Raw genomic sequence first — 24,522 nt, 5'->3', positions numbered from 1 at the left:
ACTGGCCAACTAGTCTTCGGAAATCTGCTCGGAGATTTCCATGGACCCCGTCAACCTGTTCGATCTGGCCGCACAGCAGGCACGCTGGCTTTCCGTCCGCCAGACGGCCATCGCCGGCAACGTCGCCAACGCCAACACGCCAGGCTATCGCGCCAATGATATCGAACCGTTCGAGCGTGTGCTCGATCGCTCGCGGGTGGCCATGTCGGCGACGCAGACGGGCCATCTGACCGGCGGCGCCACCGCCGCGGGCTTCGCCGTCAAGCCGGAAGAGCCCAAGCACTCGGTGCTGCCCTCCGACAACACCGTCGCGATCGAAGACGAGCTGATGAAAGCCGGCGACGTCCGCCGCTCGTTCGAGCTCAACACCGCAATCATCAAGGCGTTTCACCGCATGATCATGCAGAGCAGCAAGGGCTGAACGAGATGGATCCGCTTGTCGCAGCCCTCAAGGTCGCCGGTTCCGGTCTCGGCGCGCAGTCTGAACGCCTTCGCATTGTCTCGGAAAACTTGGCCAACGCCCAGTCGACCGGCAGCACGCCGGGCGCCGATCCGTACCGTCGCAAGACCATCAGCTTCGCCGCCGAGCTCGACCGGGCAACGGGCGGCTCGACCGTCGAGGTCGCGGCCATCGGGCGCGACGAGTCGGCATTCCCGCTGGAATTCCAGCCTGGCAACGAAGCTGCCGACGCCAATGGCTACGTCAAGATGCCCAACGTCAACGTGCTGATCGAAATGGCCGACATGACCGAGGCCAACCGTTCCTACGAAGCCAACCTGCAAGTCGTTAAGCAGGCGCGCGATCTTATTTCAATGACCATAGATCTTATGAGGAGCCAGTGATGATCGGCAACATCAGCCCACTTAGCCAGCAGGCTCTGACCAAGCCGACCAGCATCCTGCCATCGGCAGGTCCCGCCGCCACCGGCGACGTCGGCTCATCTTTTGCCGCCGCCCTTTCCGATGCCGCGGCGCAGACCGTCGCCGCCCTGCGCAAGGGCGAACAGCTTTCTGTCGAAGGCCTCCAGGGCAAAGCCGACACCCGCGAAGTCGTCGACGCCGTGATGAGCGCCGAGCAGGCACTCCAGGCGGCCATCGCCATCCGCGACAAGATCGTCACGGCGTATCTCGAAGTCAGCCGCATGGGCATCTGAGGAAAACCGATGAAAGCGCTCGCCATCGCCGCCACGGGCATGAATGCCCAGCAGACCAATCTTGAAGTGATCGCAAACAACATCGCGAACATCAACACGACCGGCTACAAGCGCGCGCGGGCCGAGTTTTCCGACCTTCTCTACCAGGTCGACCGCATGCAGGGCGTCCCCAACCGCGGCAACGCGGCAATCGTGCCCGAAGGCGTCAGCATCGGCCTCGGCGTCAAGACGGCGGCGGTCCGCAACGTGCACGTCCAGGGTGGCCTGACCAGCACCGGCAACCAGTACGATCTCGCCTTGAGCGGCCGTGGCTGGTTCCAGATCGAAGGCGCCGACGGCCAGACGCTCTACACCCGCGCCGGCTCGTTCAACACCAACGCCACCGGCCAGCTCGTCACGGTCGAAGGATTCGCCGTCACTCCGGGCATTACCATCAATCCTGATGCAATCGAGGTGACAGTCAATGCCTCCGGCCAAGTGTTTGCGCGCCTTGCCGGTCAAACCGAACTCGAGCTGGCAGGCCAGCTTCAGTTGGCCAACTTCGCCAACGAGGCGGGGCTGGCGCCGCTTGGCGACAATCTCTTCGCCGAGACAGAAGCCTCGGGCGCCGCAAATGTCGGCGTGCCAGGCGATCCAGGCTATGCCACCATCAAGCAAGGCTATCTCGAAGCGTCGAACGTCGATCCGGTCAAGGAAATCACCGAGCTGATCTCGGCGCAGCGCGCTTACGAGATGAACTCCAAGGTCATCCAGGCGGCCGACGAAATGGCGGCCGTCGTCTCCAAGAACATTCGGTAACAAGCGATGCGCTCACGGAACGCACTCACCACCCCCATTCGCACGGCAGCGCTTGCGCTTGCCATGTTCTGCGCCGTTGCCCCGGCGGCGGCGCAAGAGGTTGTGCTCGTTCCCAACCGCATCATCTATCCCGGCGAGGCCATCTCGCTGTCGGCGCTCAAGGAAGTCACGCTCAAGCCGGGCAAGGTTCGCCCCGACTCGGTCGCGACCCTGCCCAACGAGCTCGACGGCAAGGTTGCCAAGCGCACGCTGCTGCCCGGCCGCTACGTCCCGGCCGGTGCGCTGCGCGAAGCATGGCTGGTCGACCGTGGCGCTGCCGTACAGGTGGTGTTCGAGGCAGGCCCCCTGATGATCACCGCTTCGGCCGTCAGCCTGGAACCCGGCGCGGCCGGCGATGTCGTCAAGGTGCGCAACCTCGACAGCGGCAAGATTTTCTCTGGCGTCGTCATGGCCGACGGCTCCATCCACGTGGGTGCGACATGATCCGCAGACTGGTGCTCGCGGCAGTCGCCGTCCTCGGCCTCCAGACCGCCTATGCAGACGGCCCCGACGGTGTTCCGGCATCCGAGCTGGCGGCCAAAGGCGGCAAGGCCGGCGGCGGTGCCGGTGGCAGCGCGGGCGACTTTGCCGGTGGCGGCTATGCCGACAGCTCGCGGCTGACCTCGCTCAACGGCGCCAACCTGATCAACGTCCGCATCAAGGACGTCGCTTCGCTGCAGGAAGCACGCGACAACCAGCTCGTCGGCTACGGCCTCGTCATCGGCCTCAACGGCTCCGGCGACAGCCTGCGCAATTCGCCGTTCACCGAACAGTCGATTCGCGCCATGCTTGACAATCTCGGCATCGGTTCGGAAGACGGCCGCGCCCGCACCAAGAATGTCGCCGCGGTCATCGTGACAGCCAACCTGCCGGCATTCGTGCAGGCCGGCGCGCGCATGGACGTCAATGTCGCCTCGCTCGGCGATGCGACGTCGCTGGCCGGCGGCACCCTGGTCATGACCCCGATGAAGGCCGCGGACGGCGAAATCTACGCTGTCGCCCAAGGTTCTCTCCTGGTCGGCGGCTTCAATGCGCAGGGCGCTGCGGAAAGCGTCACGCAGGGCACTCCCACCGCCGGCCGCGTGCCCAACGGCGCAATCGTCGAGCGCGAGGTCAAGGCTCGTTTCGCCGAAGAGAACGTGCTCACGCTGCAACTCTACAACGCCGACTTCTCGACATCCGTCCGCATCGCCGACGCCATCAACGATTATTCGCGCCATAGATTCGGCAAGCGCGTGGCAGGCGAGCAGGATTCGCGCACTGTTGTCATCCGCAAGCCCGAAGGCATTTCAACAGCCCGCTTCTACGCCGAGCTCGAAAACCTGGTCGTCATGTCCGACACGCCCGCCAAGGTCGTCGTCGATGAGCGCACCGGCACGATCGTCATCGGTAACGAGGTCAAGATCTCGCGCGTCGCCATCAGCCACGGCACGCTGACTGTCCGCATCACCGAGCAGCCACGCGTCGTTCAGCCGGAGCCGTTCTCCCGCGGCCAGACGGCAATCGAGGACTTCACTGTCATCGAAGCCGAGCAGCCCGGCTCCAAGCTCGCCATGCTCGACGGCCCCGACCTTCAGACGTTGGTCGCCGGCCTGAACCGGCTTGGCGTCAAGCCGGACGGCATCATCGCAATCCTCCAGGGCATCAAGTCGGCAGGCGCTCTGCAGGCCGAACTGGTCGTTCAGTAGGTCGGGAACATGGGAAACAAGCTCAACCCCACGATCCAGCGCAATGCGCTCGCGGCAACGGCGCTCGCCATCGTGCTGATCGGCGCGGGGCCGGCGCGCACCGAAAGCGCATCGCTCGAACCGCAAGCGGCGCCCATCCAGGCCTCGCCGGCGCAGATCATCGAGCGCGAGGTGCCGGCAGTCGCCGCAGCCGAGCCCAGCGAGGTGGAGCGTTTCTGCTCGAACATCGCCGACGCCGCGCGCGACCGGCGCTACGCGCTGCAGGCTGAAGAGCTGAAGAAACTCCAGGCCGAGGTCGACAAGCGCATCGCCCTTCTCGAAGAGCGTAAGACCGAGTACGAAACCTGGCTCAAGCGCCGTGAGGTGTTTCTGGCCCGCGCCGAGGAAGGCGTCGTCCAGATCTACTCACGCATGAAGCCGGACGCCGCCGCCGAACGCCTTGCGGTGATGAACGTGGATCTCGCTTCCGCCATCCTGATGAAGCTCGACGCCCGCAAGTCCAGCGTCATCCTCAATGAAATGGAAAGCAAGTCGGCTGCCGAGCTGACCCGCATCATGGCGAGCGCGTCCCGCCGGGAAGATCCTTCATGACCAGAAAAGCCCTACTTGCGGCCCTGCTCGCCAGCCTGGCCGGCTGCGCCTCCAACGTCAAGGATATCGGCAAGGAGCCAGCGATGTCGGCCGTCGGGTCCGGCATCGAGGACGGCAGTTCGACCATGTACCGCTACCCCGAAGCGCCAGCGGCTCCGACCAAGCGCTTTTCGCTGTGGCAGGACAAGCAAAGCCGTATGTTCACTGACCCTCGTGCCTTCCAGTCGGGCGACATCCTGACTGTCAAGATCGAGATCGACGACCGCGCCCGCTTCAAGAACGAATCCGAACGCAATCGCACCACCGGGCGCGGCCTTGGCCTGAGCGCCAATCTCGAATGGGACGGCGCGGGCACCGGCGGCGCGGCCGACGCCACGATCGACTCCAACTCCAAGTTCAGCGGCGATGGTGCGACCGCGCGGTCCGAAAAGCTCAACCTGCTGGTCGCCGCCGTCGTCACCGAGGTGCTGCCCAACGGCAACATGATGATCCGCGGCTCGCAGGAAGTCCGCGTCAACGCCGAGCTTCGCGTGCTGACCATCGCCGGCATCGTGCGGCCGTCCGACATCGGGCCGGAAAACACCATCCCGTACGAACGCATCGCCGAAGCCCGCATTTCCTATGGCGGCCGAGGCCGCATCTCCGAGGTCCAGCAGCCGCCTTACGGCACGCAGTTCCTCGACCAGGTCCTCCCCTTCTAGGTCCGGCCACATGTCAGCGATCGAACAACAGCCAGTCGCCCAGAAACCAGCTCCATCGCTGGCCGTCCAGATCGGCATCCTGCTGCTCCTGACCGGCGCCGCCATTGGCGGCGGCTGGATGTCGGGAGGCTATCTCTACGGCGAATCCAAGCCGGCCGAGCAAGCCGAGGTGGCCGCCAAGCCGCACGCGCCCAAGGGTGGCGGCGAACACGGCGCCGATCCGGCTGCCGCCGGCACGCTGGTCCAGCTGGCGCCGATCACCGCCAATCTCGCCGCGCCGGACGATATGTGGATACGGCTCGAACTGTCGCTGGTGCTGGACGAACCCCAGCCGCAGGAGGTCGCCGATCGTGTCCATCAGGACCTTCTCGCATTCGTGCGCACGCTCCGGATCCATCAGGTCCAGGGCGCCAGCGCCTTCCGCCACCTCAAGACCGACCTCGACGAACGCGCCGCCATCCGCAGCGAAGGACACGTCAAGGAAGTGCTGATCAGAACGTTGCTGTTCGAATGAAAAAATACCTGATCGCTCTTGCCCTTCTGGCCGGCACCGTGCTGCCCGCCGGCGCGCAACAACTTGACCTCGGCGCTCTTGGCAATGCCAACGGTGCGACTGTCGGCTACATCATCCAGATGTTCGGCCTGCTCACCGTGCTTTCGGTGGCGCCCGGACTTCTGATCATGGTGACGAGCTTCACCCGCTTCGTCATTGCCTTCTCGATCCTGCGCACCGGCATCGGCCTGCAGTCGACGCCCGCCAACCTGATCCTCATCAGCCTGTCGCTGTTCATGACCTTCTATGTCATGGCGCCGACCTTCGACCAGGCCTGGAACAACGGGGTCAAGCCGCTGATGGACAACCAGATTACCCAGACCGAGGCCGTCGAGCGGATTTCGGATCCGTTCCGCACCTTCATGATGCGCAACGTCCGCGACAAGGATTTCAACCTGTTCGCCGACCTCGCCCGCGAACGCGGCCAGACCGTGTCGGAAGACAAGGTCGATCTGCGCATCCTGGTGCCCGCCTTCATGATCTCCGAGATCCGGCGCGGCTTCGAGATCGGCTTCCTGATCGTCCTGCCGTTCCTCGTCATCGACCTCATCGTCGCCACCATCACCATGGCCATGGGCATGATGATGCTGCCGCCTACCGTGGTGTCGTTGCCGTTCAAGATACTGTTCTTCGTCCTCATCGACGGCTGGAACCTGCTCGTCGGCAGCCTGGTGCGATCGTTTACGTAGCGAAGCACAACGCCACGGCCGACATTTCGGGGATATCCAGACGGTTCCGAAGACAGCCCCATCTCGCGTCAATCGAGATGGGGCTGTTCTCGTTTCTGGATCAGGATGTCCCTCAAGACCCCGTGACCAAATACCTTAACGGCACTTAACCATACCGATTAGGTGTTTGGCAGGATGTTTGTGCGAGATTGCAGGCATGGCGGGTGACCCATGGAGGTCATTGGCATGATGCCGCTCCGCCATACCGGTCGATCCGGTATGTCCCTGTATCTTCGCATTTTCCTAGGGGCGTAATTCCCATGTCCAGCATCAATACCAACGCGTCAGCAATGACCGCGCTGCAGAGCCTTGCTGCAACCAACAAGTCTCTCAACACCACCCAGGGCCGCATCTCGACGGGTTTCCGCGTCGCTGAAGCCTCCGACAACGCCGCCTACTGGTCGATCGCAACGACGATGCGTTCCGACAACAAGGCGCTCTCGACGGTCCAGGACGCTCTCGGTCTCGGCGCCTCGAAGGTCGACACCGCCTACACCGGCATGAACAAGGCCATCGACACCCTCAACGAGATCAAGGTCAAGCTCGTTGCCGCCAACGGCGCTTCGGATGCCGACAAGGCCAAGATCCAGACCGAAGTGAAGGCACTCCAGGACCAGCTCAAGGCCTATGCCGACGGCGCCACCTTCTCCGGCTCGAACATGCTCTCGGTCAACAGCGGCACCACGGCAACCACCGCGGCTGACGTCAAGGTCGTTTCGGCGTTCAACCGCAACGCATCGGGCGCTGCTTCGATCTCGACCATCGACATCACTGTCGAAAACATCAAGTTGTACGAAGCCGGCACTGCAGCTGGCGTAAACAAGGGCATTCTCGACTCCGAGCGGACCGCTGCTGGCGTCGAAGGCGCTGCGAATGCAGTCACCCTCGGCACGTATGATGCTGCCGATACTTTCCAGGTCGCAACAATGAAGCTGACGGACGGCACATTGTTTGCAACCGACCAGCAGCTTGGCCAGATGCTCGGCGTTGTCGAAAGCGCGCTGAAGGACATGACGACGGCTGCGACCAATCTCGGCGCCGCCAAGAGCCGCATCGACCTGCAGAAGACCTTCACCTCGAGCCTGATGGACTCCATCGATCGTGGTATCGGACAGCTCGTCGACGCCGACATGAACAAGGAATCGACCCGCCTGCAGGCCCTTCAGGTCCAGCAGCAGCTCGGCATCCAGGCCCTGTCTATCGCCAACGGCAACTCGCAGTCGATCCTGTCGCTGTTCCGCGGCTAATATAAGCATCATCAGTTGCCGTCTCAGGCAGTTGATCGGACTGGGGCCGCGCCGCAAGGTGCGGCCCTTTCCGTTTTGGCGATATCGCTTGTGGAAATCCGTCGAGCCAGCCAACCACCTGATTGGATTAACCATTTTGCTTAGATGTTTGGCAGGAACTTTGCGTGAAGTTGCAGGCATGGCGGGTGACCCGGAGGGGTCATTGGCATGATGCCGCTCCGCCATACCGGTCGATCCGGTATGTCCCTGCATTTCGCATTTTCCTAGGGGCGTAATTCCCATGTCCAGCATAAATACCAACGCGTCAGCAATGACCGCGCTGCAGAGCCTTGCCGCAACCAGCAAGTCTCTCAACACCACCCAGGGCCGCATTTCGACAGGCTTCCGCGTCGCCGAAGCTTCCGACAATGCCGCCTACTGGTCGATCGCAACCACCATGCGATCCGACAACAAGGCGCTTTCGACAGTCCAGGACGCTCTCGGTCTCGGCGCCTCGAAGGTCGACACCGCCTACACCGGCATGAACAAGGCCATCGACACCCTCAACGAGATCAAGGTCAAGCTCGTTGCCGCAAACGGCGCTTCGGCGGCCGACAAGGGCAAGATCGACACCGAGATCAAGGCCTTGCAGAACCAGCTCAAGGCCTATGCCGACGGCGCCACCTTCTCGGGCAGCAACATGCTCTCCGTCGACTCGTCGGCCGCGGCAACGGTCGGCACCGCCGATCCGGTGAAGATCGTCTCGGCGTTCAACCGCAACGGCGCAGGTACGGCATCGATCTCGACGATTGATGTCGCCGTCAACAACATCAAGCTCTACGATGTTGCTGGCGCCGCCGACAACGCCCACGCCGGTCTGCTCGATGCGCAGCGGACAAACGATGGCGTGCGTGTTGCCGATGCCGACATCCAGGCGCCGACGCTTGGCGCGGCTGCCGCGGTTGGTGACACCTACAGCGTTGCCACCCTCGCACTGACGAGCGGCGCAACCGCGGCAAGCGACACCCAGATCGGCGATATGCTCGGTGTGGTCGAAGCTGCGTTGAAGGACATGACCACGGCTGCCACCAACCTCGGTGCAGCCAAGAGCCGCATCGACCTGCAGAAGACCTTCACCTCGAGCCTGATGGACTCCATCGATCGTGGCGTTGGTCAGCTCGTCGACGCCGACATGAACAAGGAATCGACCCGCCTGCAGGCCCTCCAGGTCCAGCAGCAGCTCGGTATCCAGGCTCTGTCGATCGCCAACGGCAACTCGCAGTCGATCCTGTCGCTGTTCCGGTAATTCCCGTTCGGGCAAGAAAGATGGTTGGGCCGCATCGCAAGGTGCGGCCCAACTGCATTTGTGGACCCAACCCTACCCCTGCCAAGGCTGGTAGCTGCTGAACTCCGCTCCGGAAAAATCATAAAAATCAAATGATTAACTTCGATTAACCATAATATTTAGAAATTTATTAGTAAGCGATTGAATACAATCTGGGCCATGACGGGTGATCCCAGAGATCATTGGCATGATGCCGCTCCGTCATACCGGCCGGCCCGGTATGTCCCTGTATTTAAGCATTTCCTAGGGGCGTTTTTCCCATGTCCAGCATCAACACCAACGCATCGGCCATGACCGCGCTGCAGACCCTGTCTGCGACGAACAAGGCCCTCAACACCACCCAAGGCCGCATCTCGACCGGTTTCCGCGTCGCCGAAGCTTCCGACAATGCCGCCTACTGGTCGATCGCAACCACCATGCGTTCCGACAACAAGGCGCTTTCGACGGTCCAGGACGCGCTCGGTCTCGGCGCTTCGAAGGTCGACACCGCCTACACCGGCATGAACAAGGCCATCGACACCCTCAACGAGATCAAGGTCAAGCTCGTTGCCGCCAACGGCGCATCGGGCGCCGACAAAGAGAAGATCAACACCGAAATCCAGGCGCTGCAGAGCCAGTTGAAGGCCTATGCCGATGGCGCGACCTTCTCGGGCGCCAACATGCTCTCGACCAGCTCGGGCGCCGGTACAGCCGCCGACATCAAGATCGTGTCTGCCTTCACCCGCGATGCATCGGGAACGGCAAAGATCTCGACGATCGACGTCAAGGTTGAGAACATCAAGCTGTTCGAAGTCGGCGCAAACAAGGGTATCCTCGACAAGACGCGCGATGCCACCGGCGCTGCAGGCGCTGGCTCTGCGGTGTCCGCAATTGCCCTGACCGCTGCGACCACCGACGCGGTTGTTGGCGAGCACCTGCAGCGCGTTGAAGCTGCTCTCAAGGAAATGACGACCGCTGCAACCGACCTCGGCGCTGCCAAGAGCCGTATCGACCTGCAGAAGACCTTCACCTCGAGCCTGATGGACTCCATCGATCGTGGTATCGGACAGCTCGTCGACGCCGACATGAACAAGGAATCGACCCGCCTGCAGGCCCTCCAGGTCCAGCAGCAGCTCGGTATCCAGGCCCTGTCGATCGCCAACGGCAACTCGCAGTCGATCCTGTCGCTGTTCCGCGGCTAAGACCTGCGCTGAAAGCTGGTCTACGCTTTCGGCTGGCATCAAAGTCAGGAACGCCAGACATTCCTGCTCAAACGGCTGGCCGCATCGAACGATGTGGCCAGCTTTGCTTTGTCCGAACAGACTCCAGCAAATTGAAATTGTTAAGGCAGCTTAACCATAACGCTTAGACGTTTGGTAGCAACTATCGGCAATACTGTTCCATATGGCGGGTGACCCATGGAGGTCATTGGCATGATGCCGCTCCGCCATACCGGTCGATCCGGTATGTCCCTGCATTTCGCATTCTCCTAGGGGCGTAATTCCCATGTCCAGCATCAATACCAACGCGTCAGCAATGACCGCACTGCAGAGCCTTGCTGCAACCAACAAGTCTCTCAACACCACCCAGGGCCGCATCTCGACCGGCTTCCGCGTCGCCGAAGCGTCCGACAACGCCGCCTACTGGTCGATCGCAACCACCATGCGTTCCGACAACAAGGCGCTTTCGACGGTTCAGGACGCGCTCGGCCTCGGCGCATCGAAGGTCGACACCGCCTACACCGGCATGAACAAGGCCATCGACACCCTCAACGAGATCAAGGTCAAGCTCGTTGCCGCAAACGGCGCTTCGGCGGCCGACAAGGCCAAGATCCAGACCGAAATCAAGGCGCTGCAGAACCAGCTCAAGGCCTACGCCGACGGCGCCACCTTCTCGGGCGCAAACTACCTGTCGGTTTCCTCCAACAAGGACGCGGCAGGCGCTGCTGCTGCAGCCAATACCGGCGTACAGGCCGATGCAAAGATCGTGTCGGCGTTCAACCGCAACGCATCGGGCACCGCTTCGATCTCGACCATCGACATCAAGGTCGAGGGCCTGAAGCTCTACGATTCCGGCGCGGGCACCCCGGCCAACATCAAGAACGCCGGCATCCTCGACCGTCAGACGACAATCTATAGTTCGTCCGCTGCACAGACCGCCTACGACACGGCTTATGCCGCTTCCGTCGCCGGCGGCGGCACCGATGCCGCGGCTGCTACGGCTGGTACGGGTGCAGCTACGGCCGCCGACGCGACTGCGACGACGATCGCAAGCATTTCGGTCGCCAACCTCGACATCACCGCTGCAGGCGTGACCGATGCCTTCCTTGGTTCGATGCTGGCGAAAGTCGAAGGCGCGCTCAAGGGAATGACCACCGCAGCAACCAACCTCGGCGCCGCCAAGAGCCGCATCGAGCTGCAGAAGTCGTTCACTTCCTCGCTGATGGACTCGATCGACCGTGGCGTCGGTCAGCTCGTCGACGCCGACATGAACAAGGAATCGACCCGCCTGCAGGCCCTTCAGGTCCAGCAGCAGCTCGGAATCCAGGCCCTGTCGATCGCCAACGGCAATTCGCAGTCGATCCTGTCGCTGTTCCGCGGCTAAGGAACGCTCCGGAAGCGCATGGCTTTCGACATTGATCGGAGCCGTCTCAGGCATTCCGATTTCAGGCATCGGGCCGCACCGCATGGTGCGGCCCGATTGCGTTTCAGCTAATGCAAGCGATGGATGTCTCCGCCCACACCCCCTCCATCCAGGCGCGCAAATCAAGCTAAATGATTGAACTTGCGTGATCGCGCGGCCCGCTGGATAGCCTCGCGCAAGCTCCCCTCAGCATAGATTCCGCTGCGTCGTCAGGCACGTCAGCTATTGCGGGCCAAAGTGCGCTCTTAATCAGCCGTTAACCATACTCTCGTAGGTATGGTTAACCATTGCATAAGACGGTTCGGTTGCCGCGTTGGCGGAACGAACAGCAGCCGCAACCGGTTCGCGCAAGGCGCGAGATTTGACAGAGGGGGTCCAATAGATGTCCAGCATAATGACTAACGCTTCGGCGATGACGGCCCTGCAGAGCCTGAGCGCCACCAACAAGGCTCTCAACACCACTCAAGGCCGCATCTCCACCGGCTACCGCGTGGCCGAGGCCTCCGACAACGCTGCCTACTGGTCGATCGCGACGACCATGCGCTCCGACAACAAGGCGCTCTCCACGGTCCAGGACGCTCTTGGTCTCGGCGCCGGCAAGGTCGACACCGCGTATACCGCCATGAACAAGGCACTCACGGTGGTCGAGGAGATCAAGCTCAAGCTCGTCGCGGCGGTCGGCGCCAGCGAGGCAGACAAGGCCAAGATCGATACCGAAATCAAGGCGCGCCAGGAACAGCTGAAGAGCATTGCCGGCGGCGCGACATTCTCGGGTGCCAATTGGCTGGCTGTCGACACGAAAGATCACGCAACACCTGGCAAGCACGATGGCGCGAGCATCGTGTCGTCGTTTGATCGCGCATCGAACGGCACTGTCACCCTCGGCAAGATCACCATCGACGTTCAGCCGATCAAGCTGTTCGACACTGGCTTCGCCGATGCAAACAACGATGGCGTGCTTGATGCCGGCGAAGAGTTTGACGCCGTCGACATGGGCATTCTCGATGGTCTCCGGCTTGGCACCAGCGGCAAGCGCGACAACGCCGCCACCGCCGCCACCGCCGGCACCGTGGCTGCAACCGATGGCTACTCTGTCACCACCCTCAAGGTAACCGGCTCCAACGACATTCAGATTCAGCAGATGTTGAACGTGGTTGAGAAGGCACTGTCGGAAATGACCGATGCCGCCACGATCCTCGGTGCTGCCAAGACCCGCATCGACCTGCAAAAGGACTTCGTTTCCAAGTTGATGGACTCCATCGATCGCGGCGTTGGCCAGTTGGTCGATGCCGACATGGATCGCGAGTCGACCCGCCTGCAGGCACTCCAGGTGCAGCAGCAACTGGGTATCCAGGCGCTGTCCATCGCCAACTCCAACTCGCAGAACATTCTTTCGCTCTTCAAGGGCTGATCGACACCCGACCGGTCCGGAAGTCTTCCAGAATGGCCGCGCCTCGTGCGCGGCCATTTCATTTTCGCACAAGCTTCGAGGTCTAGGGTCGCGGCGGAAGATATTGCGGGGAGCTTACGCACGTGCCCGAACAACTACAGAGCGTCGTCGCCAATTTGCGGAGTTTCGGTCCGCGCAGGCTTGCGATCCTTGGTGCCATCGCAGCACTCGTCGTCGCCGTCGTGGCGGTGGCGTCGGTGTATCTCAACCGCCCTGCCTACGAGACGCTGTATGTCGGGCTCGAGCGCTCGGACGTCAACCAGATCGGCATGGTGCTTGGCGAAGCCGGCATCGGCTTCGACGTCGCCTCCGACGGAACCACGGTTCTTGTGCCCGCCGGCAGCACTGCGCAGGCGCGCATGCTGCTCGCCGAAAAGGGCCTGCCCTCCAGCGCCAATGCCGGCTACGAACTGTTCGACAATGTCGGATCGCTCGGCCTCACCTCCTTCATGCAGCAGGTCACCCGCGTCCGCGCGCTTGAGGGCGAGATTGCCCGCACCATCCAATCGATCCAGGGCATCAAGGCCGCTCGCGTCCACATCGTAATGTCCGAGCGCGCCAATTTCCGCCGCGACGAGCAGCAGCCCTCCGCATCGGTCGTCATCCGTGCCTCCAGCGTCGACGCGGACAAGAGCGCTATGTCCATCCGCCACCTGGTCGCGGCGGCCGTGCCCGGCCTCGACGCCGAGCGCGTGACGGTTCTCGATTCAAGCGGCAATCTGCTTGCCGCCGGCGATGATCCCAACAACTCCAGCGCCGCCCGCTCCATCGGCGTCGAGCGCACCGTGGAGACCCAGATCGAAGACAACATCCGGCGCGCGCTTGCCGCCTATCTCGGCCCGGACAACTTCCGCGCCAGCGTCAAGGCCGACGTCAACACCGACTCGCGACAGACCGAAGAGACGATCTTCGATCCGGAATCGCGCGTCGAGCGCTCGGTCCAGGTCGTTCGCGCCAACGAGAATTCGAACCAGAAGCAGTCGTCGACGCCGGCCAGCGTCGAGCAGAACCTGCCGGAAGCCGAAGCAACAGCGACCGACGGTCCGCAGTCGAGCTCGGCCAGCGACCGCAAGGAAGAGATCACCAATTACGAGATGAACTCCAAGCGCATCGCCACGGTCTCGAATGGCTACTCCGTGACCAAGATGTCGATTGCGGTCGTGGTCAACCAGCAGCGCCTCGCCGCCATCCTTGGCCAGAACGCCACCCCGGAGCTGATCGCCGCCCGCGTCGCCGACATCCAGAAGATGGTGGCTTCGGCCACCGGTTTCGACGAAAAGCGCGGCGACGTGATCAACGTCTCGGCGGTCGAGTTCATCGAGGGTCTCGACGGCGAGGAAATCGCGGGGCCCGGCATGCTTGCCTCCGTTGGCCAGCACGCCGGCACCATGATCAATGCCGGCGCCTTCGTGCTGGTGGTGTTCCTGCTCGCCTTCTTCGGCCTTCGCCCGATGGCTGCGGCGCTGGCCAGGCCGCAGGCTGCGGCACTCGCCGGCCCGAGCTTCGATGAAGTGCAGCGCTCGCTGCCGACGCCCGACGACAGCGCCGAGGCTCCCACCCCCCTGCTTCCAGGCTCCAACCGGCCGGCCGCCCTCGATGATCTGCGCAACAAGCTGCGCCCCGCGCCGCAGGACCGCCTTGCCCGCATGGTCGACCTCAATGAGGAACGTACCGCGCTCATCCTGCGCAAATGGGCCGCCCAGGAGGTTGCCGCCTGATGTCCATTGCAGCGCTGTTCGAAAGGCTCACCGACTTCGCGCCGCATGCCGCGCGCAGCGACGAGGCCGAGGGGGCTCATGTCGCTCCGCCCACCTACCCCCAAGCCGTCCCCGACCCGGACATACCGGCCATGATCGCCGCGGCCGTAGCCCAGGCGGAGACGGACCTCGCGGGCCGATTGCAGGAAGAATTCAACGCGACGCTCGAGGCGGAGCGGCGGCAGCATGCTGATGAGCTCGAGGCGCTGGGAACGCGCCTTGGCGCCGAAACCGGCGCTGCAATCGTCGCGGGCTTCGGCAGTGCCGAGACGCGTCTGGTGCAACTCACCACCGATGCAGCCGCGCGCGTCATCGCCGGCCTGGTCAGCGACGACATCCGCGACCGTTCGGTCGCCGCCCTTGCCGCAGCCATCGCATCGACGCTTGTCGACCGCGAAGCGGTGCGCATCAAGGTCAGCGGGCCGCAATTGATGTTCGAAGCCCTGGCCAAGGCGCTCGGCGAGCGGGCCGACAGCCTCGACTACACCGAGACCACCAGCTTCGACCTAAGCGTCGCGATTGACGACAACCTGTTTGAGACCCGGCTCGGCGAATGGTCGGCGGCGCTCTCCGAGACCTTGCCATGAGCGTCGCCGACGGCAGCGAGCCGCGTCACGAGATCGTCATCGTCCGCCGCGCCCACTCGGACCACGACGAGGCACACCATGGCGGCGTGTGGAAGATTGCCTTCGCCGATTTCATGACGGCGATGATGTGCTTTTTTCTTGTCATGTGGCTGATCAGCGCCGCCAACGAACAGACCAAGGCTGCGGTCGCCAGCTATTTCAATCCGGTCAAGCTCGTCGACCGCCAGGCCAGCCGCAAGGGCCTCGAAGAAATGGGCGACGGGCCCAATTCCGCCGGCCTGACCGCCGAAAATCCGCAGGAAGTGAGCGGCAAGGCAGGCGTCGACGGACGCGGTAACGCAGGTCCCTCGACGGAACAGAACTCGGCCGCATCGTCCGACACGACGGCCCGCTCCGACGAACACCTGTTTGCGGACCCCTATGCCGTTCTTGCCGAAATCGCGCAGGAGAGCGGCACCAAGGCCAACCTCTCCGACAAGGGCGATGGCGGCGCGCTGGAGGCCGGCTCGGCAAGCGGCGCGGCCAGCGGCGAAGCTTATCGCGATCCGTTTGCGCCCGATTTCTGGACCGAGCAGGTCGCAACGCCCGCAGCCGAGGCCAGTGCCGAGCGCGCGGCCCTCGAGGGTGAGCCGGCCAAGCCAGGCGACAAGGTCGAACGTTCGGCCAAATCGCAACCTGTCAAGGCGACCGAGGCGCTAACGCCGGCCGGCGAAGGCGCCGCGGCCACGGCCCCCACCCCACCGGCGCCGATCGAGCGCAGCAACGGCGCACAGGCGGCCAAGCCGGGCGACGCCCCGAAACCGGATGCTGCGGAAACCGAAGCAGTCGCCAAGCAACCGAAGCCTCGCGACGAGACCCCGTCGAGCGAGACTTTGAGCGAAGCGGATGCCATCCGCCGCGAGCTGTCGCAGGCGATCCAGTCGGGCAAAGCCCTGCCCGAAGGATTGTCCGTCGTCGCCACGGGCAAGGGCGTGGTCATCTCGGTCACCGAGCAATTCGACTTCGGCATGTTCGAGATCGGCTCAGCCGTGCCGCGCAAGCAGCTGATCCTGGCAATGGAGAAGATCGCCAGGACCATCGCCGACCACCCCGGCAACGTCTCGATCAACGGCCATACCGACGCCCGCCCGTTCCGTGGCGGCGGCTACGACAACTGGCGGCTGTCGACGGCGCGCGCTCACTCGGCCTACTACATGCTCGTCCGCGCCGGTCTCGACGAAAAGCGTATCGTCGAAGTCGCCGGCTTCGCCGACCGCAAGCTGAAGGATGCCGCGGAACCGTTCTCGGCCACCAACCGTCGCATAGAGATCCTGCTGGAGACGGCCGAATGAGGCTCGCTGCGGCCCTTTCCGGCGTAGCCCTTGTCGCGATCATGGTCGCGAGCGGGCGCGCCCATGCCAGCGAGGCCCCCGCGCTCGAACCGTACCAGATGGTACGGTGCCTGCAGCTGGTGCAGGATCGCATCGCCACGGGCGACCAGGCATCGCTGCCGATGCAGCGACGGCTGCTGGAAATGACCGACGAGCGCATGCGCACCGCCGATCCGGCTTCCTTCAAGGAACCAAAGAATTTTCGCGCACTGCTGATCTACGCGATGAGCGGTGGCAACCCGCTGACCATCGAACAGGTCATTTCGCGCCTCACGCTCGAAGACGCCGACCGCACCCTGGCGCAAGGCGTCATTGACTACCTGCGCGGCAAGCCCAAGGGCACGGTGGACGCGCTTGCCACCGTCGATCCGCTCGCCCAGGTCTCGGAGCTCGGCGCGTTCCTGGCCCTGGTCAAAGGTTCGGTGAGCATCAACCAGGATCCCGAAGCCGCTCTCAAGCTCTTCGACCAAGCACGGGTGATGAGCCCGGGCACCCTGGTTGAGGAAGCAGCGCTCCGCCGCTCGGTGGCCCTGACGCCGAAGCTCGGCGACGGCTCGCGCTTTCTGCGCAACTCGGTCCAGTATGTCCGCAGCTATCTGCGCTCGCCCTACGCCAGCCAGTTTGCCGATGCCTTCGTCGCCGGCGTGGTCGACTTGCACAGCTCCATCGATTTTGACACGCTTGGCGAAATCACCGCGATGATGGACGCCGAGCAGGAAAGGGTCGTCTATCTGCGCATAGCGCGCCGCGCCGCCATAGACGGCCTGACCGAGCTTTCGTCCTTTGCCTCGCGCAAGGCCGAGCAAGGCCGTGACGGCAAGACGTCCGGCGACGATCCGCGGTCCCAGCTCTATTCGGGCATCTCCGCCGTGACATCGGGAAGCGTCGAGGACATGCTCGGCAAGCTGGGCGGCATTGACCACAGCAAGCTTTCCAAGGGCGACCGCGCCTTGCTCGACGCAGCTGAAGCGGTGGCCTCCGAAGTGACGTCGGCAGTACCGGCAGCAACGCCGCCCGCGGCGGCAAGCAAGCCCGCCGACATCGCCGAGCTGCCGCCAGCGGCCATCGACATTCCTTCCGACCACCGCGATCCGATGATCCCCGACGCCATCGACGCCGAACCCGCCAAGGCCGAGCCCGCGGCGCAGCCGTCTTCAACGCCGGCGCCGGCAGCCAAGGTCAGGCAGATTCCGCTTGGCGCTCCGGCAGCTTCAACCGACACAGCGCGACAGCCCGAAACGCCGAGCGAACCGGACGACCCCAAGATCGTCCAGACCCGCCGCACGCTCGAGGCCATCGACGAACTTCTAGGAGCCTCCCCCCAATGACCGACATCCGCTCGGCTCTGGTGGGCTCGCCCGCCGCCCAGTCCGCCAACGGCAATCGTACGGCAGCCGCCAATGACGGCGAACAGGATGGTTTCGACCAGGCTTTGCTTGGCCGAGCCAAGGCCGAGGACAAGCCACAGGACAAGCGCCTCGACAACGAAGCGCCGCGCGACAAGCGCTGGCTCAAGCTCGTCGAGCGGCTGGCAACGCAAGGCGCCTCCGAACCGGACACCGAGACGCCCGCCGACCAGGACGTGCCGCTCGCCGATGGGGAGCCCTCGACCCTCGAGCCGCCATTGCCGGATCAGCCGGCCAAGGACACTGCAAAGGCCGAACAGCCTGCGGAAACAGCGCTGCCGCTGGTGTTGGCGCTCAGCGAACTGCGCAAGGTCGCAAGCCAACCGGCAAGCACCAACGCACCAGCCGAAGAGAACGGCGAACTGCCGGGACAGGCAGCGTCTCGAACCGCCGGGACAGCAACCCCGACGACCGTCTCGACATCGGACCAGACCGCACAACACAACGCCCAGGCCGGCATGCGGCTTCCCGATGGCATGGCCGCCACATCAGGCGAGGAACTCATTGCCAACGCCGATCCGGCCTCCGGAGCCCCGGCCGAAGGCCGCGCCGCCGAGACGGACAAGCCAGCCCGCCAGGTCCCTGCCCGACAGGCGGACAGCGCCGGGCAGCAAAGCCGCGTCAGCATCATTTCCGAGCAGGCAATGCCTGCGCCGGCAGCCGGCGCTGGAAGCACGACGGCGACGTCCCTGGCGCTGGACATCGCCTCGGCCGCGCCGCGCCACGCCGCTGCCGCGACCGCCGTTCAGCAATTGCAAACAACCGCCACAAATGCACCCTCGGCACACACCCTCAAGATACAGCTGCGCCCGGTCGAACTGGGCACCGTGAACGCCAATCTGCATCTCGCCGGATCACAACTGACAGTTGAAATAGAAGTTGAGAACGCGGAAGCCTATCATCGTCTTTCAGCCGATCGCGAAGCGATCACCAGCGCACTCAAAGGCCTCGGGTTCGATGTCGATCGCATCACCATCCAGGCCCCGCCGACCAACAACGCTGCCAGCGCGAGAACGGATGCAAGCCCCCCGCAGACGGGTTCCGGAGGACGCGACCAACAAGCGTTCCAATCCGGTGGAACTGGCAGTGACGGTGCGAATTCAGGCAACAGACAGACATCGAGAGGAGCGGCAGGTGAAGAAGGCGGCACACGCAACATCTCGTCGTCTGGCCCTGCATCTTCTGGCGGCAGCCTCTACATCTAGCGCAGCGACGGGCATTGCCTCGGCGGCGACCAACCCTTGTGAACCGGAGATCGTGCGCGCGGCGGAACGCTATGGCGTACCGGTGGGAATTCTCTATGCCGTCGGTCTTACCGAAACCGGCAAGAAGGGAACTCTCCAACCCAACGCATTGAATATAGAAGGAAAAGCAGTATTTCCAAAAAACCGTAGCGAGGCGCTGGCCGCATTCGCCACCGCGCGCGGCGAAGGCAAGACCTTGATCGATCTTGGCTGCATGCAGATCAATCACCGCTATCACGCGGCCGAATTCCGCAGTGTCGCCGACATGCTCGATCCCAGGCGCAATGTCGACTACGCCGCGCGGTTTTTGGTCAGCCTCCATAGCCGCCACGAGTCGTGGTCGATGGCTGTTGCGCGTTACCACGCCGGCCCCGACAACGACCCGGCCCAGAAGCGATATGTCTGTCGCGTCATCTCCAACATGGTCGCCACCGGCTTCGGCCAATGGACCTCAAACGCCAGGTCGTTCTGCAACCCATAGGCGTTTTTGACCGCCTCGCTCCGGCGTCCTGCCGAGACCTGATCGCCAGCATCATCCATCGAAACGAATGCACGCATGTCGTGCAGCCGGTTCAACCTGCGCGATTCCCGACTCCCCAAAAAATAGCGGCAAGAATCCACGATTGGTCGCCTTGGTCTCGACCCATTACCGAATGGTTAACGGGGCGTTCATTTTTGATTCGGAGGCGGGGCCGATGATTGTTGTTGTCGACGAGCGAGAGCTCGTCACCAGGGGTTATAATTCACTTTTCGACAGGGAAGGTGTGGCTTGCGCGGGCTTCCGCTCGAGTGAGTTCGGCGAGTGGGTCACCAGCGCCCCCGATGAAGATCTGCGCTCTGTGCGCGCCTTCCTCATCGGCGACTGCAACGAGGGTTCGATCTCCCCTCGTCAGTTGCGCGACCGCACCAAGGCACCGGTCATCGCGCTCAGCGAACAGAACAACCTCGAAAACACGCTCAAGCTCTTTGAGTCCGGCGTTGACGATGTCATCCGCAAGCCGGTTCATATCCGCGAGATTCTCGCGCGCATTTCGGCAATCCGCCGTCGCGCCCAGGAGGACACCGGCTTCACCGAAATCGGCGCCATGCGCATCTTCATGGACGGACGCGACCCGGAGGTCGACGGCCAGCCAATGCCATTGCCGCGCCGCGAACGCCGGATTCTCGAATATCTGGCAAGCAACAGCGGACGCCGCGTCACCAAGACCCAGGTATTCAACGCGATCTATGGTGTTTTCGACGAAGAAGTCGAAGAAAACGTCGTCGAAAGTCACATCTCCAAGCTTCGCAAGAAGCTGCGCGAACGCCTTGGCCACGACCCGATCGATTCCAAGCGTTTCCTCGGATACCGGCTGATCGTCTGATTCCGCGTCAGCCTCGCGCAAGTCATGCCACGTAGTTTGAGCTTCGTGGCATGAGATTTGGGGAGACCATCGATGAGCCTCTATGGAATGATGCGGACCGGTGTGTCGGGCATGAACGCCCAGGCCAACCGCCTGTCCACAGTAGCCGACAATATCGCGAATTCTAGCACGAACGGCTACAAGCGCGCTTACACCGAATTCTCTTCCCTCGTCTTGCCAGGTACGACAGGTTCCTACAATTCCGGTGGCGTGACCACCACGGTGCTGAACTCGGTCAGCAAGCAGGGGCCCCTCCAGTACACGACCTCCGTCACCGACCTTGCCATTGACGGCAACGGCTTCTTCGTCGTCCAGGATCCCAGCGGCACCGACTACCTGACCCGCGCCGGCGCATTCGTGCCGGATGGCGAAGGCTATCTGGTCAATTCCGGCGGCTACATACTCAAGGGCTGGGATCTGAAGAACGGTACCCCGCCCACTCCTGTAGCGATGGACAATCTGGTTCCCATCCGCATCGAGGAAGATGGCCTGAACCCGGTTCCCAGCGCCAACGGCCAGTTTGCCGCCAACCTGCCGAGCAGCGCCGGCGTGACGGCTGCCGCCAACCTGCCATCGGCAAATGCGGCAACGGCAACTTCGGCCGGCAAGTCGTCGCTGGTCGTCTACGGCAATCTCGGCGAGAAGATCTTCCTCGACGTCTACGTCACCAAGACTGCGGCCAACACCTGGGAGGTCACCGTCTTCGACCAGTCCAACGCAACGCCGGGCACGTCGTTCCCCTATTCGGCCGGCCCGCTGGCAACCGAAACGCTGGACTTCGATGCGACGACCGGCAAGCTGACCGCTGCCAGCGCCAAGGACATCACCCTGACTGTGCCGGGCGGTGGATCACTGACCCTCGACATGTCGGCGATGACGCAGCTGGCAGCCGACTATACGCCGACCAAGGCGATCGTCGACGGCAGCCCGCCGAGCGCCATCGAGCGCGTCGAGATCGACACCGACGGCACTGTCTACGCACAGTACGCCGACGGCTCGATGAAAGCGCTGTTCATGATCCCGCTCGCCTCGGTCACGAGCCCCGATCGCCTGACCAACATTTCCGGCAACGTCTTTGCCCAGAGCAAGGATTCCGGCCCGATCGAGACCGGCTGGCCGACCGAAGGCAAGCTTGGCAAGGTCGTTTCGGGAGCGCTTGAAGGTTCGAATGTCGACATCGCGGAAGAACTCACCGCAATGATCGAGTCCCAGCGCAACTACACCGCCAATTCCAAGGTCTTCCAAACCGGCGCGGACCTTATGGATATCCTCGTCAACCTGAAGCGATAACCCCTGACGGGCACCAGCCCGCGAAAGACTGCGCATGTCCCTGACGTCAGCCCTAAGCATCGCCCAATCTGCGCTTCAGAATACGTCGCGCCAGACCAGCACTCTTTCCCGCAACGTCTCGGAAGCGCAAAATCCAGACTACGCGCGCCGCAGCGCCGTGCTCGGCAGCACCGGCCCCGGGGCGCGCGTCGTCGAAATACAGCGCACGACCAACGACCTCCTGTTCCGCCAGAACCTGTCGGCGCTGGCGTCCTATTCCGGCCAGGGCACGCTTTATGACGGCCTCCAGAAACTGGCCCTCGACGTCAATGGCGACGACAACTCGGGTTCGGCCGCATCCGCGCTTGGCAGGCTCCAGGAAGCCTTGCAGATCTATTCGGCCGCCCCCTCGAACCAGAACCTCGGCGTCGCAGCCGTGGACGCTGCCCGCCAGGTGGTGCGCACGCTCAATGACGGCAGCGCGGCCATCCAGCGTTTCCGCACGGAGACCGACAGCGAGATTTCCACCACCGTCGACCAGCTCAACAAGCTTCTTGCCGACTTCGAGATCGCCAACAAGGCGATCATCGCCGGGACGCGTGTCGGCAAGGACGTCAACGACTCGCTCGACCAGCGCGACGCCATCCTGAAGAAGATTTCCGAGATCGTTCCGGTCTCGACCTTCAAGCGCGGCGACAACGACATGGTCATCACCACGGCGGACGGCGCCACGCTGTTCGAGACGGTGCCGCGCGTCGTCAGCTTCTCGCCCTCTTCCGGCTATGTCGCCGGCACCGCGGGCAACAAGATCTACATCGACGGCGTACCTCTCCAGCCTGGCACTGGCGCCAACACCGACGCCGCAGGCAAGCTTGCCGGTCTGGTCCAGCTGCGCGACAGCGTGGCCAACACCATGCAGGCTCAGCTCGACGAAATGGCCCGCGGCCTGATTACCGCTTTCGCCGAAACCGCTCCGGCGCTGGCCAACCAGGCCGGCCTGTTCACCTGGTCGGGCGGCCCCGGCGTTCCGCCGGCCGGAACTCTGGTCAACGGCCTTGCCAGTTCGATCAGGCTCAATCCGGCGGTCGACCCCATTGCCGGCGGCAACCCCAAGCTTCTGCGCGACGGCGGCATCAACGGCGCGGCCTACATCAAGAACCCGTCCGGCAACGCCTCTTACGCCGACCTGCTGATCTCCTATGGCGAGCGCATCGACCAGACGATGGTTTTCGACCCGGCAGCGGGCGTGACCCTGAATTCAAGCCTCAGCACGTTCACCACCAATGCGATCGGCTGGTTCGAAGGCATGCGTCAGCAAGCCTACTCCGCCACCGAAAGCAAGGAAGCTCTCGCTGTGCGCACTGCCGAGGCGCTGTCCAATGAAACCGGCGTCAACGTCGACATCGAGATGTCGCTGCTGCTTGATCTGGAGCACGCCTACCAGGCCTCGTCACGGCTCATCAAGGCAGTCGACGACATGCTCGCCGCGCTGCTCGCGGCGGTGAGGTAGGGCCATGAAAACAACCTTCGTCTCGTCTTCGGCCGTCTCGAACGCCCTTCGCTACTCCCTGCTTCGTCAGCAATCGGCGCTTACCAAGGCACAAAAGGAGGTAGGAACCGGTTTCGTCGCCGATCGCGGCCTGGCGCTGGGCGCCCGCACGGCTCAGTCGATCACGCTCAATCGCGACCTTGCGCGACTGGATGGCATCGTCGACTCCAACGGACTGGTGGCGTCCCGGTTGGCCGCGACACAGACCTCGCTCGGCGAAATCAACAAGGCTGCCCAGACCCTGCTGTCGAGCCTGACCAGCAGCGCCTCGGGCGATGCGGCCTACGCATTGACGCAGAAGAGCGCGCGCGGCACGCTCGACACCATGACGGCGGTTCTCAACACCAGCCTCAATGGCGAATATCTGTTCGCCGGCACCAACACCGACGTCAAGCCGATCAACGAATTCAAGGCCGGCTCACCGACCAAGGCGGCATTCGACGCCGCCTTCCTCGCAAATTTTGGCTTCGACCAGAATGCCCCTGCGGCAGCCAATATCAGTGCAGCGCAGATGGACAGTTTCCTGACGAATGTCGTTGAGCCGATGTTCCTTGGGGCGGGCTGGCAGGCGGCCGGCTCGCCATGGTCCAATGCCACCGACCAGGGCATCACCAGCCGCATCACATTGAACGAAACCACGGAGACCTCCGTCAGCGCCAACAACGAAGGCATTCGCAAGATCGCAATGGCTGCGGCCTTCGTCTCTGACCTGCTCGACAGCAATGTCGGCGCGGCAGCTCGCGAAGTGGTTGTCAATCGCGCCGTTTCCACGATCGGTTCGGCGATCAGCGAGGTCGGTCAGTTGCAATCGCAGGCAGGCATCATCGAACAACGCGTCGAGAACGCCACCGAACGCGTCAAGATGCAGATGGACCTGTTCGAGAGGCACATCCTCGATACCGAAGGCGTCGATCCCTACAGAGCCTCGACGATGGTCACGGACCTGCTCTCGCAGATCGAGAAGTCCTATGCGCTTACGGCGCGTATCCAACAACTGAGCCTCATGAAATTCCTGAGCTGAACGGCAAATAGACGGGACACT

25 protein-coding genes are annotated in these 24,522 nt (G+C 63.3%); all 25 read left to right on the top strand.

What is annotated here, in order from left to right; translation table 11 throughout:
• The first annotated feature begins 40 nt into the window (after nt 1–40).
• The 25 genes from flgB (at nt 41) to PCJ21_RS15960 (ending at nt 24,501) form a co-directional block, all read left to right on the top strand.
• A complete protein-coding gene (gene flgB, locus PCJ21_RS16080) occupies nt 41–421 on the top strand; it encodes a flagellar basal body rod protein FlgB (RefSeq protein WP_269932422.1) in 381 nt (126 codons plus the stop codon).
• Nucleotides 422–426: 5 nt separating this feature from the next.
• Entirely contained in the window at nt 427–843 is a 417-nt protein-coding gene (flgC, locus tag PCJ21_RS16075; RefSeq protein WP_269932421.1) for a flagellar basal body rod protein FlgC, read from the top strand.
• A complete protein-coding gene (locus PCJ21_RS16070) occupies nt 843–1,154 on the top strand; it encodes a flagellar hook-basal body complex protein FliE (RefSeq protein WP_269932420.1) in 312 nt (103 codons plus the stop codon). Before flgC ends, PCJ21_RS16070 begins: the two co-directional genes overlap by 1 nt.
• A gap of 9 nt (nt 1,155–1,163) precedes the next feature.
• Entirely contained in the window at nt 1,164–1,952 is a 789-nt protein-coding gene (flgG, locus tag PCJ21_RS16065; protein ID WP_269932419.1) for a flagellar basal-body rod protein FlgG, read from the top strand.
• 6 nt (nt 1,953–1,958) lie between these two features.
• The gene (gene flgA / locus PCJ21_RS16060) at nt 1,959–2,435 is read left to right on the top strand and encodes a flagellar basal body P-ring formation chaperone FlgA (RefSeq protein WP_442866029.1); all 477 of its coding nucleotides are present in this window, start codon (nt 1,959–1,961) and stop codon (nt 2,433–2,435) included.
• A complete protein-coding gene (locus tag PCJ21_RS16055) occupies nt 2,432–3,679 on the top strand; it encodes a flagellar basal body P-ring protein FlgI (protein WP_269932418.1) in 1,248 nt (415 codons plus the stop codon). The genes flgA and PCJ21_RS16055 overlap by 4 nt, the downstream gene beginning before the upstream one ends.
• Nucleotides 3,680–3,688: 9 nt before the next feature.
• Complete coding sequence (locus PCJ21_RS16050; RefSeq protein WP_269932417.1) at nt 3,689–4,270, top strand: MotE family protein; 582 nt, start codon at nt 3,689–3,691, stop codon at nt 4,268–4,270.
• Nucleotides 4,267–4,971, top strand: a complete 705-nt coding sequence (gene flgH / locus PCJ21_RS16045; protein WP_269932416.1) for a flagellar basal body L-ring protein FlgH — start codon at nt 4,267–4,269, stop codon at nt 4,969–4,971. The genes PCJ21_RS16050 and flgH overlap by 4 nt, the downstream gene beginning before the upstream one ends.
• Nucleotides 4,972–4,981: 10 nt before the next feature.
• On the top strand, nt 4,982–5,485 hold the full coding sequence (locus PCJ21_RS16040) for a flagellar basal body-associated FliL family protein (protein ID WP_269932415.1): 504 nt from the start codon (nt 4,982–4,984) through the stop codon (nt 5,483–5,485).
• A complete protein-coding gene (gene fliP / locus PCJ21_RS16035) occupies nt 5,482–6,213 on the top strand; it encodes a flagellar type III secretion system pore protein FliP (RefSeq protein ID WP_269932414.1) in 732 nt (243 codons plus the stop codon). The genes PCJ21_RS16040 and fliP overlap by 4 nt, the downstream gene beginning before the upstream one ends.
• A gap of 299 nt (nt 6,214–6,512) precedes the next feature.
• The gene (locus PCJ21_RS16030; RefSeq protein ID WP_269932413.1) at nt 6,513–7,499 is read left to right on the top strand and encodes a flagellin N-terminal helical domain-containing protein; all 987 of its coding nucleotides are present in this window, start codon (nt 6,513–6,515) and stop codon (nt 7,497–7,499) included.
• 280 nt (nt 7,500–7,779) lie between these two features.
• The gene (locus tag PCJ21_RS16025; RefSeq protein WP_269932412.1) at nt 7,780–8,784 is read left to right on the top strand and encodes a flagellin N-terminal helical domain-containing protein; all 1,005 of its coding nucleotides are present in this window, start codon (nt 7,780–7,782) and stop codon (nt 8,782–8,784) included.
• 299 nt (nt 8,785–9,083) lie between these two features.
• On the top strand, nt 9,084–10,004 hold the full coding sequence (locus PCJ21_RS16020; RefSeq protein WP_269932411.1) for a flagellin N-terminal helical domain-containing protein: 921 nt from the start codon (nt 9,084–9,086) through the stop codon (nt 10,002–10,004).
• A gap of 304 nt (nt 10,005–10,308) precedes the next feature.
• Nucleotides 10,309–11,406 carry a flagellin N-terminal helical domain-containing protein gene (locus tag PCJ21_RS16015; protein WP_269932410.1) on the top strand — a complete coding sequence of 366 codons (1,098 nt, stop codon included), beginning with the start codon at nt 10,309–10,311 and terminating at the stop codon, nt 11,404–11,406.
• Between the two features lie 421 nt (nt 11,407–11,827).
• Nucleotides 11,828–12,856 carry a flagellin N-terminal helical domain-containing protein gene (locus PCJ21_RS16010; protein ID WP_269932409.1) on the top strand — a complete coding sequence of 343 codons (1,029 nt, stop codon included), beginning with the start codon at nt 11,828–11,830 and terminating at the stop codon, nt 12,854–12,856.
• 122 nt (nt 12,857–12,978) lie between these two features.
• The gene (gene fliF / locus PCJ21_RS16005; protein WP_269932408.1) at nt 12,979–14,613 is read left to right on the top strand and encodes a flagellar basal-body MS-ring/collar protein FliF; all 1,635 of its coding nucleotides are present in this window, start codon (nt 12,979–12,981) and stop codon (nt 14,611–14,613) included.
• Nucleotides 14,613–15,239, top strand: a complete 627-nt coding sequence (locus PCJ21_RS16000) for a hypothetical protein (RefSeq protein ID WP_269932407.1) — start codon at nt 14,613–14,615, stop codon at nt 15,237–15,239. The genes fliF and PCJ21_RS16000 overlap by 1 nt, the downstream gene beginning before the upstream one ends.
• The gene (locus PCJ21_RS15995; protein ID WP_269932406.1) at nt 15,236–16,570 is read left to right on the top strand and encodes a MotB family protein; all 1,335 of its coding nucleotides are present in this window, start codon (nt 15,236–15,238) and stop codon (nt 16,568–16,570) included. Before PCJ21_RS16000 ends, PCJ21_RS15995 begins: the two co-directional genes overlap by 4 nt.
• Entirely contained in the window at nt 16,567–17,937 is a 1,371-nt protein-coding gene (locus PCJ21_RS15990; protein ID WP_269932405.1) for a chemotaxis protein MotC, read from the top strand. The genes PCJ21_RS15995 and PCJ21_RS15990 overlap by 4 nt, the downstream gene beginning before the upstream one ends.
• Nucleotides 17,934–19,220, top strand: a complete 1,287-nt coding sequence (locus PCJ21_RS15985; RefSeq protein ID WP_269932404.1) for a flagellar hook-length control protein FliK — start codon at nt 17,934–17,936, stop codon at nt 19,218–19,220. The genes PCJ21_RS15990 and PCJ21_RS15985 overlap by 4 nt, the downstream gene beginning before the upstream one ends.
• Entirely contained in the window at nt 19,189–19,740 is a 552-nt protein-coding gene (locus PCJ21_RS15980; protein ID WP_269932547.1) for a transglycosylase SLT domain-containing protein, read from the top strand. The genes PCJ21_RS15985 and PCJ21_RS15980 overlap by 32 nt, the downstream gene beginning before the upstream one ends.
• A 214-nt stretch (nt 19,741–19,954) precedes the next feature.
• Nucleotides 19,955–20,623: a response regulator transcription factor gene (locus PCJ21_RS15975; protein ID WP_269932546.1), complete on the top strand. Its 669-nt coding sequence runs from the start codon at nt 19,955–19,957 to the stop codon at nt 20,621–20,623.
• Between the two features lie 72 nt (nt 20,624–20,695).
• Entirely contained in the window at nt 20,696–21,952 is a 1,257-nt protein-coding gene (locus PCJ21_RS15970; RefSeq protein WP_269932403.1) for a flagellar hook protein FlgE, read from the top strand.
• A gap of 34 nt (nt 21,953–21,986) precedes the next feature.
• Nucleotides 21,987–23,441 carry a flagellar hook-associated protein FlgK gene (gene flgK / locus PCJ21_RS15965; RefSeq protein WP_269932402.1) on the top strand — a complete coding sequence of 485 codons (1,455 nt, stop codon included), beginning with the start codon at nt 21,987–21,989 and terminating at the stop codon, nt 23,439–23,441.
• Between the two features lie 4 nt (nt 23,442–23,445).
• Nucleotides 23,446–24,501 (top strand): flagellar hook-associated family protein, encoded by a 1,056-nt coding sequence (locus PCJ21_RS15960; RefSeq protein ID WP_269932401.1) that lies wholly within the window; start codon nt 23,446–23,448, stop codon nt 24,499–24,501.
• Nucleotides 24,502–24,522: the final 21 nt, after the last annotated feature.

It is taken from the genome of Aminobacter sp. HY435, assembly GCF_027568395.1.
Classification (GTDB): Bacteria; Pseudomonadota; Alphaproteobacteria; order Rhizobiales; family Rhizobiaceae; genus Aminobacter.
The sequence above is the reverse complement of the archived record's forward strand: the minus strand, read 5'-3'. Positions and strand labels throughout refer to the sequence as shown.

What these genes read in the sequence shown, in the direction of transcription:
- flgB (WP_269932422.1), top strand. Translation starts at nt 41, where the DNA reads ATGGACCCCGTCAACCTGTTCGATCTGGCCGCACAGCAGGCACGCTGG.
- flgC (WP_269932421.1), top strand. Translation starts at nt 427, where the DNA reads ATGGATCCGCTTGTCGCAGCCCTCAAGGTCGCCGGTTCCGGTCTCGGC.
- PCJ21_RS16070 (WP_269932420.1), top strand. Translation starts at nt 843, where the DNA reads ATGATCGGCAACATCAGCCCACTTAGCCAGCAGGCTCTGACCAAGCCG.
- flgG (WP_269932419.1), top strand. Translation starts at nt 1,164, where the DNA reads ATGAAAGCGCTCGCCATCGCCGCCACGGGCATGAATGCCCAGCAGACC.
- flgA (WP_442866029.1), top strand. Translation starts at nt 1,959, where the DNA reads ATGCGCTCACGGAACGCACTCACCACCCCCATTCGCACGGCAGCGCTT.
- PCJ21_RS16055 (WP_269932418.1), top strand. Translation starts at nt 2,432, where the DNA reads ATGATCCGCAGACTGGTGCTCGCGGCAGTCGCCGTCCTCGGCCTCCAG.
- PCJ21_RS16050 (WP_269932417.1), top strand. Translation starts at nt 3,689, where the DNA reads ATGGGAAACAAGCTCAACCCCACGATCCAGCGCAATGCGCTCGCGGCA.
- flgH (WP_269932416.1), top strand. Translation starts at nt 4,267, where the DNA reads ATGACCAGAAAAGCCCTACTTGCGGCCCTGCTCGCCAGCCTGGCCGGC.
- PCJ21_RS16040 (WP_269932415.1), top strand. Translation starts at nt 4,982, where the DNA reads ATGTCAGCGATCGAACAACAGCCAGTCGCCCAGAAACCAGCTCCATCG.
- fliP (WP_269932414.1), top strand. Translation starts at nt 5,482, where the DNA reads ATGAAAAAATACCTGATCGCTCTTGCCCTTCTGGCCGGCACCGTGCTG.
- PCJ21_RS16030 (WP_269932413.1), top strand. Translation starts at nt 6,513, where the DNA reads ATGTCCAGCATCAATACCAACGCGTCAGCAATGACCGCGCTGCAGAGC.
- PCJ21_RS16025 (WP_269932412.1), top strand. Translation starts at nt 7,780, where the DNA reads ATGTCCAGCATAAATACCAACGCGTCAGCAATGACCGCGCTGCAGAGC.
- PCJ21_RS16020 (WP_269932411.1), top strand. Translation starts at nt 9,084, where the DNA reads ATGTCCAGCATCAACACCAACGCATCGGCCATGACCGCGCTGCAGACC.
- PCJ21_RS16015 (WP_269932410.1), top strand. Translation starts at nt 10,309, where the DNA reads ATGTCCAGCATCAATACCAACGCGTCAGCAATGACCGCACTGCAGAGC.
- PCJ21_RS16010 (WP_269932409.1), top strand. Translation starts at nt 11,828, where the DNA reads ATGTCCAGCATAATGACTAACGCTTCGGCGATGACGGCCCTGCAGAGC.
- PCJ21_RS16000 (WP_269932407.1), top strand. Translation starts at nt 14,613, where the DNA reads ATGTCCATTGCAGCGCTGTTCGAAAGGCTCACCGACTTCGCGCCGCAT.
- PCJ21_RS15995 (WP_269932406.1), top strand. Translation starts at nt 15,236, where the DNA reads ATGAGCGTCGCCGACGGCAGCGAGCCGCGTCACGAGATCGTCATCGTC.
- PCJ21_RS15990 (WP_269932405.1), top strand. Translation starts at nt 16,567, where the DNA reads ATGAGGCTCGCTGCGGCCCTTTCCGGCGTAGCCCTTGTCGCGATCATG.
- PCJ21_RS15985 (WP_269932404.1), top strand. Translation starts at nt 17,934, where the DNA reads ATGACCGACATCCGCTCGGCTCTGGTGGGCTCGCCCGCCGCCCAGTCC.
- PCJ21_RS15975 (WP_269932546.1), top strand. Translation starts at nt 19,955, where the DNA reads ATGATTGTTGTTGTCGACGAGCGAGAGCTCGTCACCAGGGGTTATAAT.
- PCJ21_RS15970 (WP_269932403.1), top strand. Translation starts at nt 20,696, where the DNA reads ATGAGCCTCTATGGAATGATGCGGACCGGTGTGTCGGGCATGAACGCC.
- flgK (WP_269932402.1), top strand. Translation starts at nt 21,987, where the DNA reads ATGTCCCTGACGTCAGCCCTAAGCATCGCCCAATCTGCGCTTCAGAAT.
- PCJ21_RS15960 (WP_269932401.1), top strand. Translation starts at nt 23,446, where the DNA reads ATGAAAACAACCTTCGTCTCGTCTTCGGCCGTCTCGAACGCCCTTCGC.